9 protein-coding genes are annotated in these 11301 nt (G+C 49.5%); 4 read left to right on the forward strand and 5 right to left on the reverse strand.

The annotated features are described in order from the left end of the window. Positions 1-165 precede the first annotated feature (165 nt). The 3 genes from HMPREF2626_RS03000 to HMPREF2626_RS03010 all read right to left on the reverse strand — a co-directional run bounded on the left by HMPREF2626_RS03000 (position 166) and on the right by HMPREF2626_RS03010 (position 3166). Complete coding sequence (locus HMPREF2626_RS03000; protein ID WP_070617255.1) at positions 166-1773, reverse strand: CTP synthase; 1608 nt, start codon at positions 1771-1773, stop codon at positions 166-168. A gap of 295 nt (positions 1774-2068) precedes the next feature. Further along, on the reverse strand, positions 2069-2662 hold the full coding sequence (rpoE, locus tag HMPREF2626_RS03005; protein WP_070617257.1) for a DNA-directed RNA polymerase subunit delta: 594 nt from the start codon (positions 2660-2662) through the stop codon (positions 2069-2071). A 63-nt stretch (positions 2663-2725) separates the two neighbouring features. Next, positions 2726-3166: a YwiB family protein gene (locus HMPREF2626_RS03010; RefSeq protein ID WP_070617259.1), complete on the reverse strand. Its 441-nt coding sequence runs from the start codon at positions 3164-3166 to the stop codon at positions 2726-2728. A gap of 129 nt (positions 3167-3295) precedes the next feature. Between HMPREF2626_RS03010 and HMPREF2626_RS03015 the strand changes: the two genes are divergently transcribed. Then, positions 3296-4117: a lipoate--protein ligase family protein gene (locus tag HMPREF2626_RS03015; protein WP_070617260.1), complete on the forward strand. Its 822-nt coding sequence runs from the start codon at positions 3296-3298 to the stop codon at positions 4115-4117. 18 nt (positions 4118-4135) lie between these two features. After that, positions 4136-5494, forward strand: a complete 1359-nt coding sequence (locus tag HMPREF2626_RS03020) for an HD domain-containing protein (RefSeq protein ID WP_070617262.1) — start codon at positions 4136-4138, stop codon at positions 5492-5494. A gap of 554 nt (positions 5495-6048) precedes the next feature. Here the strand turns inward: HMPREF2626_RS03020 and HMPREF2626_RS03025 are convergent. Further along, the gene (locus tag HMPREF2626_RS03025) at positions 6049-7515 is read right to left on the reverse strand and encodes an MFS transporter (RefSeq protein ID WP_070617264.1); all 1467 of its coding nucleotides are present in this window, start codon (positions 7513-7515) and stop codon (positions 6049-6051) included. A gap of 437 nt (positions 7516-7952) precedes the next feature. Beyond that, positions 7953-9101 carry a pyridoxal phosphate-dependent aminotransferase gene (locus tag HMPREF2626_RS03030; RefSeq protein ID WP_070617266.1) on the reverse strand — a complete coding sequence of 383 codons (1149 nt, stop codon included), beginning with the start codon at positions 9099-9101 and terminating at the stop codon, positions 7953-7955. A gap of 170 nt (positions 9102-9271) precedes the next feature. Between HMPREF2626_RS03030 and HMPREF2626_RS03035 the strand changes: the two genes are divergently transcribed. Together HMPREF2626_RS03035 and HMPREF2626_RS03040 are read left to right on the forward strand one after the other, a co-directional pair. Next, positions 9272-10162: a hypothetical protein gene (locus HMPREF2626_RS03035; RefSeq protein ID WP_070617268.1), complete on the forward strand. Its 891-nt coding sequence runs from the start codon at positions 9272-9274 to the stop codon at positions 10160-10162. Beyond that, positions 10163-11278 (forward strand): NAD(P)/FAD-dependent oxidoreductase, encoded by a 1116-nt coding sequence (locus HMPREF2626_RS03040; RefSeq protein WP_070617270.1) that lies wholly within the window; start codon positions 10163-10165, stop codon positions 11276-11278. It begins immediately after the preceding gene. Positions 11279-11301 lie beyond the last annotated feature (23 nt).

The raw sequence follows: 11301 nt of genomic DNA on the forward strand, positions 1-11301 counted from the left end.
GCTAAGTGAGCTTTCGATCAGGCGCAAGTATTCTATCGATAAAATTAAAAAAATTACTATCTTCTCAAGTTAACATTATAACGGATATTCAGTCGTTTGACAGCCCCAATCGAAGTTTTTAAGAAAAGTTTAAAGTTGAAAGTTTTTTCATAGATAAAAGAACAATTAATGTCCCTTAGCTGCCCGGACCAAGCCCCTAAAGAGCGGATGAGGACGATCTGGACGGGATAAGAATTCAGGGTGGAACTGGCTGGCGATAAAGAAAGGATGGTCGGGCAATTCCACGATTTCAACCAGGCGCCCGTCAGGCGAAAGCCCAGAGAACTTGAGCCCAGCTGCTGCTAATTGGTCACGGTAGGCATTATTGAATTCATAGCGGTGGCGGTGGCGCTCCTTGATCTCTGCTTGGCCGTAGAGGGACTGGGCCAGGCTGCCCTCAAGCAAGCGGCAGGGATAGGCACCCAAACGCTGGCTGCCACCGAGCTCTGCCTGCCCCACTTGGTCGGCCATCAAGCTAATCACAGGGTCAGACGTCTGGCTATCAATCTCAGAAGACTGGGCTTTGGGGAGACCGCAGACATGGCGAGCAAATTCCACACAAGCTAGCTGCATGCCAAGACAGATCCCTAAGAAAGCTACCCCTTCTTCGCGAGCGTATTGGATGGCGCGGATCTTCCCCTCAATCCCCCGACTACCAAAACCTCCGGGCACCAGGATACCATCCGCCCCGGCCAAGGCTTGGTGGACCTGGTCAGGGCTTAAGCTTTCCGCATCCACCCAGTCAATGTCCACTTCTAGGCCTTCCTGGTAGCCTGCATGGCGGAGAGCTTCCGCTACAGAAAGATAGGCATCGGGCAAGGCGACATACTTGCCGACCAAGGCGATCTTCACTTTGTCCTTAACCGTCACCACCCGGTCCACAAGCTGGGTCCAGCTGGTCATGTCGGCTTCAGGCAGGCCAGTCAGAGCTAGGGCCTGGCAAACCTTATCGTCTAGTTCCTGGGCCTTGAGGGCAAGCGGCAGGGCGTAGATGGTTTCTACATCCCGGTTTTCGATAATATGGTCTTCTTCTACATCGCAGAAGCGGGCGAGCTTGGCCCGCATCCCTTCTGGCATAGCCAGCTGGCTGCGGACAATTAAGAAGTCGGCCTGGATACCTAGACTCCGCAATTCCTTTACTGAATGCTGGGTAGGTTTGGTCTTCAGCTCCCCTGCTGCTTCCAGGTAAGGCAGGAGGGTAGTATGGATATAGCAGGTATTCTTGGCGCCTAGGTCTTTTTTCAGCTGGCGGATAGCCTCCATAAAAGGCTGGGACTCGATATCGCCCACGGTCCCTCCAATCTCCGTAATCACCACATCTGCCTGGGTCGAATGACCTGCCCAGAGAACCTTCTCCTTAATGGCATCCGTAATATGGGGAATCACCTGGACCGTCGCCCCCAGATAGTCTCCCCGGCGCTCCTTGGCCAGTACTTCGGAATAGATCTTGCCCGTCGTCACATTGGAATATTGGTTCAAGGGACTATCCGTCAAGCGTTCGTAGTGACCTAAGTCCAGGTCCGTCTCCGTCCCATCATCGAGCACATAGACCTCCCCATGCTGGTAGGGGCTCATCGTCCCTGGATCGACATTGATATAAGGATCAAATTTCTGCAGGGTCACAGCCAAGCCCTTGTTCTTTAAGAGCCGGCCCAAGGAAGCCGCCAAGAGTCCCTTACCAATCGATGAAACAACGCCTCCCGTTACGAAGATATACTTAGTTTCTTGTGTCATTTTTTTGTCCAACCTTTCCCATAAATTGAGGCGAACACTCCAGGACAAAAAACAAAAAAACTCCCATTCCGCGATTGGAATAGGAGCTCACTCACTATCGTTCTTAAAGTGCCCAAATAAAATTCTAAGGCAAAAAAACTTTCAAGTCAAGTTGAAATTATTATATTTTGGAATTTGATAGGCATGATTGATATAAGCTAGCAATAAAAATCAGCTTCGTATAAGTAAGTTCTGACCAGTAATAGATGGTCAGCATACTATTTCATCAGGCACCATCGCATCCAGAAGCCGAGACTTAGAGATCATCGTCCTCGTCTTCATCCGCATCCAGATCATCATCATCAATAATCCCTAGGTCGCCTTCTAGGCCGTCCTCTAGTTCATCTTCCGGATCATCATCGCCGAGTTCGTCAAGATCAGCCCGGTAATCATTCAATTCCCGGCTTTCATCTTCTTCGTCCTCGTCTTCATCCTCATAATCATAGTCATCTTCGTCCACTTCATGGTCTTCTGGATCGTCGTCTGAGTAGTCAATGACATCTTCATCCAAGGCAGTGAGGACATTCTTCGAGCGTTTGTGTTTCTTCTTGATGTCATCATCATCAATCGTCGAAATAATTTCTTCATCAATAGAATCCACAGGGTACCAAGCTCGAAGCCCCCAGCGGTTTTCCCCTAGCGAAATGAAGGACCCATCGGCATTCATTTGGGTGTAGAAGAGTACCATCCGTTGTTCCAATTCATCGGTAGTCAATCCCATATACTCTTGGACCTCTTCTAGTAAGTGGTTAAATTCATAAACTTGGTTACTTTCTCTTAAGATTTCGTGGGCCACTTCAATCATTGAGAGCTCTGATTTATTTTGATGATCTAAACGTTCTAATTTCACTGATTATTCATCCTTTCAAGCTTCCTCTATAGTAGGTATCAAAAAAATCCATTCCTTATAATTTTACACTATTTCAGCGTGGTAATGCAATTTTAATTCATGACGGATGGGCTGGTCGTCGAGGCCTGAGATCTCATAGACCAAGCGCAGGCTGCCCTTATCCGTCCCAAAGTCATGGTTCAAGGACTTAAGTTCAACCGTCATGGGGATCCGGTAAGCCCCGACCTGATAATGGGTAGGAATAGCTTGACCCACAACTAGGGGCAGGCGCATGGCCCCCTCAGCGGTCCGCCGCTGGATGAGAGCCCGTCCCGCTTTCAAGTCGACTTTGACGCGGACTTGAGCAGGCGCTTGGTCGGCTTGTTCTTCCTGGTATTCGAGATAGTGCTTTTCCCCTAAACGGAAGTAAGCCCCCTGACTATTCAATTGCAGGTCTTCCTTAGAACCTGCTTGACTGATCCGATTTCTTAAATTCACATGGACTGCTTGTTTTCCTTTGGACATCTGGCCACCTCCACTTGTCTTCCCCTAATCCTACACGAAATACAGGCAAAAGAAAAGGCCTCAAGCGTTTTGTCCCGGGCCAATTTGGGTTATACTAAGAGTAAATTATCTATAGAAAGTGTGAACCCTGTGATTATTAGTGCCCTTTATTCAAAAAGCCCCCATTTAGCCATTGTGGATGAATTCGTCCCTAGTGACCAAGCCCTCCGTCCTTTTGCTGTGGACGATTATCTCCTGCGCGCTTTGAGCAAGGACGAACTAGAAGCAGATGCTGTCCTCCACTTCTGGCCGGGCGACCCTGCTATCTATCTCGGCATGGTCGACACCCGCTTGCCCGACTTCCAAGCTGGTGTAGACTTCCTCAAGGCTTCTAGCTACAGCCCAGTTATCCGTCCCTCTGGTGGATTGGCAGTCGTCAGTGACCCCGGCATCCTAAACTTCAGCCTCCTCATCAAGCCAGCTGGCGGCCGACTCAGTATCGATGACGCTTATGAAGTCCTACTCCGCTTAATCAACCAGGTCCTCGCTCCCTACCAAGAGCAGGTCCAAGCCGGCGAAATCACCCGGTCCTACTGTCCCGGTAGCTACGACCTCAGTCTCCAAGGCAAAAAAATTGCCGGACTCGCCCAACGCCGAATTGGTTCGGCTATTGGTATTTCCGCCTATGTCTCCTTAGAAGGCGACCAGATCCGCCGCGGCCAGCTGATCCGCGACTTCTACCAGGCCAGCCAGGTCCAAGAAGCCAAGCGTGATGACTACCCCGATGTCCTTCCCGAAAGCATGCACAATATTTCCGATGTGGTGCCCGAACTCGGTCAACTGGACCGCTTCAAGGCAGCCATTCAAGAGGTTTTAAGTACCGATACCGCCAGCCAAAGCCTCCTTGACCTGGACCAAATAGACCTCAGCAAGGACCTGGCCAAGATGAGCAAGCGCAACCAGGACATTTAAGCAGAAAGGAGCCCAGCCATGTCGCTTAGCAGCCAACAGACTATCCGCGAGAAAATCTTCCTCGACCCGGTCCATTCCGAAATCCGGGTCCAACACCAAGTGATTTTGGACTTAATCAATACGCCTGAATTCCAGCGCCTGCGTCGGATCAAGCAGCTGGGCACCGCCCACCTCACCTTCCACGGCGCCGTCCACAACCGCTTCAGCCACTGCCTGGGTGTCTATGATATCGCCCGGCGCATCTGCGACCGCTTCGTTCGCAACTATCCCTCACAGAGCGAAGGCGACGGGCTCTGGGACGACAGCGAGCGGCTAGTCGTTCTCTGTGCCGCCCTCCTCCACGATATCGGTCATGGCGCCTTCTCCCATACTTTCGAGAAGCTCTTCGACACCGACCACGAAGCTATTACCCGGCAAATTATTCTCAATGACGAAAGCCAGGTCCACAAAATCCTTGCCGCCATCAGCGACGACTTCCCCCAAAAGGTAGCTGCTGTCATTGACCACACCTATCCCAATCCCCAAGTCGTCCAGTTGATTTCCAGCCAGTGCGATGCTGACCGGATGGACTATCTCTTACGCGACTCTTACTTCACCGGGACCCATTATGGAACCTTCGACCTCAACCGGATCCTCCGCGTCATGCGGCCAACAAAAAACGGCATTATCTTCAACGAAGCTGGCATGCATGCCGTCGAAGACTATGTGGTGAGCCGCTATCAGATGTATATGCAAGTCTACTTCCATCCTGTTTCCCGGGGCATGGAAGTCCTGCTCAGTCGGCTTTTAGCCCGGGCCCAGGCCCTCTACAAGGACAACCCAAAATATTTCGTCAAGACCTCACCCTTCCTCCTCCCCTTCTTCCAGGAGAACTGGACCTTGACCGACTACCTCCACTTGGATGATGGGGTCTTGGAGACCTACTTCCAGCACTGGCTAGCCACGAGCGACGACCCCATCCTCACTGACCTAGCCCACCGCTATATCAACCGTAAACCCTTCAAGTCAGTGACCTATGAACCTGAAGATCAAGATCTAGTGGCTGAAGTCAAGGAGAAAATCCAAGCTCTGGGCTATGACACCACTTACTATACCGCCCAAAACAGCAACTTCGACCTCCCCTATGACTTCTACCGGCCCAATGCTAAGAAACCACGGACCCAGCTAGAAATCATCAGCAAGGATGGCACTACAACCGAACTCTCCCAGGCCAGCCAGCTCATCCGCGCCGTTACCGGCCAGGAGATTGGGGACCAGCGCCTCTACTTCCCCAGCGAACTCTATGCCGGAAAGAATCCTGACAAGCTCAACCTCTTCCAACCCCTCTTGGACGACCTCCACCAGATGACCGGAACCGGCAAACTCAAGCCTAGTTAAAGGGTGTGAGAGGATGCGGGAGAAAGGGACCTCTGGAATAAAGAACCAGAGAAGACTGAAAGTCTTCGACGGATCTTTATGAAGAGGAGCCCTTTCTGCATCCTCGAACCCGACTAAGGGTGTGAAGGCTAGCGGGAGAAATAGACCTCTGGAGCCAAAAGCCAGAGAAGACTGAAAGTCTTCGACGGATCTTTATGAAGAGGAGCCCTTTCTGCATCCTCGAACCCGACTAAGAGTGTGAAGGCTAGCGGGAGAAGTAGACCTCTGGAGCAAAATCATATAAAACTAAAGTTCAAGACGACTTTAACCGGGCTGATCCTCCAAACATTTAAGAGACAAATTCAAAAGCGGAAGGCATGCTCATCACACAATTTACTAAAAAAAGCGGCAAAGATCGCTTTTTTTGATGCCTATATTTCTATTTTATCTTATCCGTCATTTATCCATTCTCATCATTTTTATTCATCTATCATACTAAGTACCTCCTAGATTAGGCAAGATGAAGGCAAAAGAAAAGCCAGGAAGGGGCATCCCCTTTCCTGGCTAGCTTTCAATTAAGCCGTTTCATTGGCTTTTTGAGCTTTTTTGGCAGCGATCTTAGCTTGAACTTCTTCCATGGTTTCAGGATCGAGTGGATAGAAGCGAATCAGGATCGCTGTCACAACGAAGACAGCGATAATAATGCCTAAGAGCATGTAACCCCCTTGCATCAAAGCGGGATTCAGAGGTTCATTAGGTTGCGGGAAGCCATCGACATAGCCAATCCCTGCAAAAACCAAGCCCAGAACAATTGGTGACAGCGAAGAAGCGATAGAGTCTGTCAGGGAGAAGATAGTTCCGATAACTCCAGCAGCATACTTACCGGTACGTGAGGTTTCATAGTCCGTGATGTCAGCTGACATGGTCAGAACAATTGATGTTGGGTAAACACTGAAGATCCGAGCACAGATCCAAAGCCCCAAGAAGCAATAAGCCAAGAAGCCGGCTGGTGAGAAGAGCTGGGTCGTGTCTGTCGTGCTCGCAAAGAGTACCGTCATTAGAATCCAAGCAGCTAAAGCGAGAATAATCGACGTTTGATAAGTAAACTTCAGCCCCTTCTTACCTGCAATCCGCGTAAAGATAGCGATCATAATGAATTGTGGAATGATGAGGTAGAGGGAAACTTGGCCGACTAACTGCATGTCAGCAAGGATAATTCCGAAGAGGAGAACAAGGAAAGTCTGGTCACCGATTAATTGGGCCACAAACTTCACGAAACCCCCGCAGACTGCCAAGATTTGTAACGGACGATTGCCTTTAACGATGCTCCACACATCACGCAAGGAAAGTTTCTGGTCTTCTTCATGCCCAAGACCGAAGTAGCGGGTTTGGTCTTTACGAGATAAACCAATCATCGCCAGAATCGTTAAGATAAGGGAAACTACGCAGATGCCAGGAATGAAGACGGTAAAGAAGTCGCCATTGTATTCATTCTGGTATTGAGGCAAGAGTAAGTTAGAAACGATATATTGTCCAATGGAGAAAACCCCAATCCCGGAAAACACCGTATCAAATAAGGTAAAGAGCGGCCGCTGCTCAGGGTCATTGGTTAGGGCTGATTGGGCAGCCTTGGTTACCGTTTGCTGGAAGGAGTAGACAATTTTATGGAAAATCAAAGAAATAAATAGCATGACTGTCTGAGCCGTTCCAGATAAATTATGTAGGTTAAAGATCATTAGGAAAGATAAGATCAGACCAATATTTGATACCAGCATAATCGGACGATACTTACCCCAACGCGTGTTGAAGTTGTCAATAATAAACCCAATTGTTGGGTCAATGATCCCATCGAATAAACGGGCCATACCCAAAACAGAAGAAACCAAGAGTGTGGTCAGACCAGCCACCCCAGTCGCATAATAAGTGAGGAAACCAAAAGCAAAAAGGTAAAGGTTAGATGCCGAGTTGTTCATGGAGAACAGGGCTATCTCCCAGGGTTTCGCGCGATGGTATTTCGCATCCTCTAATACTAATTTTGCCATACATATACCTCCAATATTTTTTAGGGACTTCCCTTCATTTTTGCCTCAAAGCCTCAATAAACCGTTTTCATTTTTCCTTTGAAAAAAGCCATAAAGTGAATAGATTCACGAATAAGATTTTATCTATTGCAAGTGACCCAGTTTAAGGAGGAGCTTCTCCGCATAGATCTTGATAGGATAAGCTTTTCCGCCTTGCTTCACCATGCGAATCGCTTCATCTTTCAGATCTACAAGACATAGAATAGCATACTTCACATAGAAATGGAAGCGGTTTTATGTGAATTTGTTATATTTTTCTTATTTTAAACTAATAAACAGCTCATAAGACTTAAATATCAAGCTTTCTAGCCTCCTCTGTTTCTTGAAAAGAATTTTGCTTTAAAAATAAAAAAAGAGGCAGGACAACAGTCGCAACCTCTTAATTGAAAAAAAGATGTTTAAAGTGATTTTACAAAAACTTCCAGCCGGTCCATGGCCTCCACTAAGTCTCCATAACTAGCCGCATAGGAGAGACGATACCAGCCCTTGCCACCAGGACCAAAGACGGAACCCGGCACCACGCCGACCTTAGCCTTGGCGATTAAGTCCTCAACGAAGCGGAAGTCGTCATCCCCATAAGCTGGGTGGACCTTACCAAAGAGATAGAAAGCACCATCCGGTTGAATAAAGTCCAATCCCATAGCAGATAGGCGGTCTATTAAGACCTGGCGCCGTCTTTTAAACTCTGCTAGATTGCTTGCCACTACATCGTCACAATCACGGTAGGCAGTTAGGGCAGCGTACTGGTCAGGGGTTGACACACAGGTAACCAAGGCTTGGTGGTAGGTGAAGAAGTAAGAATAGTAGTCAGCAGGCAGGTGGAGGAAGCCAATTCGGAAACCCGTCATGGCGTAAGTCTTGGAGACGCCGGCCATCAGGATGGTTTGGTCAGGAATTTCTTGGTAGATCGAATAGTGGTCTCCATCGTAAACTAAGTCCGCATAGATTTCATCACTGAGTACCAGCACATCGTAAGCTCGGATCACTTCAGCTAAAGCCTGGATCTCTGCCTTGCTGTAAGTCGTCCCTGTCGGATTATTAGGGTAGTTGAGGATCAGTAAACGGATTTCAGGATGATCTTCCAAGGCTTGACGAAGCGTGTCAGAACTCAACTTAAAACCGTTATCTGAGCTATCGACAGCAACTACTTCTCCCCCTGCCAAATCCGTACAGAGTTCATAAGAAGGAAAGAATGGTGAGGGGATAAGTACCTTGTCGCCTTCATTGAGCAGGCAATGTGTCGCCAGTGCAATCCCTTCCGAAGCCCCATTGGTGATCAAAATTTGTTCTGCAGACAAGTCCATCCCATGGCTTCGTTCATAGTAAGCAGCGATGGCTTCCCGCAGCTCAGGAATCCCAGTCGACGGTGCGTAATGCGTCTGCCCCTCTTGGAGGGCCTGGGTCATGGCCGCTTGGATTCTAGGATCCGTTGCGAGGTCGGGTTCTCCAATAGTAAAGTTTAAAGCCCCTTCCGTTTCAGCCACCTGCTGGGCAATCATACGGATAGTAGATGGTTGGGGTTTATTCAAACGTTGGTTGTAATACATGGTCATCCCTCATTTTCTTATCGTTTTATCATTTTACTTATTTTATATATTAACATACTATTTACGAAAAAGTTAGCGGATCACATGACTTTTGCTAGCTATTTAGCCAGCACTTCGGTAAGATGATAGAGAGTTCTGTTAACTATTTTTCGCTAAAGGAGGCGCACGTTGTGACAGAAGAAAGTATTGAAAAAGAGGGCGTCCGCCCACTTTATGATTTAAACCAAGAACGGGCTCAAGCCCTCAAACAACCATGGCAGCTCTACTACTACGCCGTCAAAGGCTATGTCATCACGGAAGTTGAGATGCAGGCGCCCGTCGACCAAATGCTCAGTGAATTATTAGACCGATTAGAGAAGGCCCAGCGATTGGAGCAAGCCCCCAAAGAAGCCCTGGGCAAGCACCCCCACGCCTATGCCCGCCAGGAACTGCGCCATCTCGACGTCCCCCGCTATGTAGAGAATTTCTCGCGTTATGCCTACTATCTACTCATTTACCTGGTCATTACTTACGGGCTCTTCGCCCTCTTCCAGTTCGGTTATGGGATCTATTACTACGGGGACCTCAACAGTGCTTGGAACATGCCTGTCCCGATCTCTCTTCTGGGGCTCCCCCTACAGTTTCTGATGCTGGCTACCAGTGTTTTCTTCCTCTTCAAATTTATCCGACAGAGCGCTTGTGGCCATCTCTGGCAGAAACGCCACCACATCATGTACCTCTTGGCTGCCATTCTCTCTGCCCTGGCCTTCTTGGTCATCCCCTTCTTCTCCTTGGCCTACCATGTGCTGATTATCCGCATCCCTGTCTTCCTCCTGGCCCTCTGCTTGGTACTCGCTGCCGGCTATCATTTCAGCAGCCGCCACCTCCACATCGACCAGCACATCGACCGCCTCTTCGAAGACCAAGTGCGTAAAGCTAAGCAGAAGGCCATCGAGCAAAATATGGACATCCGACTGGCAGATAAACTGCCTAATAAGTGGGCTACCTTAAAACTCAAGCGACCACTCATCAATCGTTCCACTGTCAAAAAAGCCAAAGAAGAACAAAAGGAGGATAAATAAGTGAAAATTGCAGTTATCGGTGGTGGGATTGTTGGATCAACCGCCACCTTTTACCTCAGCCAAAATCCAGACATCGACCTCAGCCTCTATGATTATGGCGTAGGACAGGCCTCTAAGGCAGCTGCCGGGATCATCTGCCCCTGGTTCTCCCAGCGCCGCAACAAGGCCTGGTACCGCCTAGCCAATGCTGGAGCCCACTTCTATCCCGAAATGCTCCAGGACTTAAAAGCAGCTGACCAGCCCAGCCAAGCCTACCAGGGCAAGGAAACCTGGCTACTCAAGAAAAAACCTAGCACTCGGGAGGATGTCTACCAAATCGCCCTCTCGCGTCGTCCTGAAGCCCCTCTAATTGGGGATATTGAGATTCTCACCCCCGCCCAACAAAGCGCCCAGCTCGACGAATGGACCTACGACCAAGACCTAGTCGCTATCCGCCAGGGAGCTGCCATTGTCGATGGTCAAGGGCTCTGTGAGGACCTCCAAGCGGCAGCGACAAAGAATGGCATGACCAGCTACCAAGCTAAAGCCCAGATTGACTTCCAGGATGATCAGATCCTTGTCATCACAGAAGATGGCCAGAGCCAGGCCTTTGACCAAGTCATCCTAGCCACAGGAGCTTGGCTGGGCGACCTGCTCCAACCCCACGGCTACCAAGTCGATGTTCGCCCCCAAAAAGGCATGCTGACAGTCTATGATCGGGATGTCAGTAATTGGCCGCTCATCATGCCAGAAGGCGAAGCGGATATCATCCCTCACGGCCAGGATACCCTCTACCTAGGGGCCACCCATGAAAACGACAAGGGCTTTGACCTCGAACCCGACATGACCAGCATGGCGAATATCTTTGATACAATCCGCACCATCATCCCCGCCATCGATCCCGAAGACTACCGGGACGTTAAAGTCGGCACCCGGGCCTATACCAGCGACTACGCCCCCTTCTATGGCCCCGTCCCTGGCCATAGCAATCTCTACGCCGCCTCAGGACTCGGATCAAGCGGCCTCACCACCGGTCCAATCATCGGCTACCAACTCGCCCAAGCCTGCCAAGACAAAGCCCAACGCCTCAACCCCGAAGACTACGACCCCAGCCCTTATTTGGAAAAAAGGGTGTGAGCAGTTGCGCCCAGACTTGAATG

The organism is Aerococcus sp. HMSC062A02 (assembly GCF_001809535.1).
GTDB lineage: Bacteria > Bacillota > Bacilli > Lactobacillales > Aerococcaceae > Aerococcus.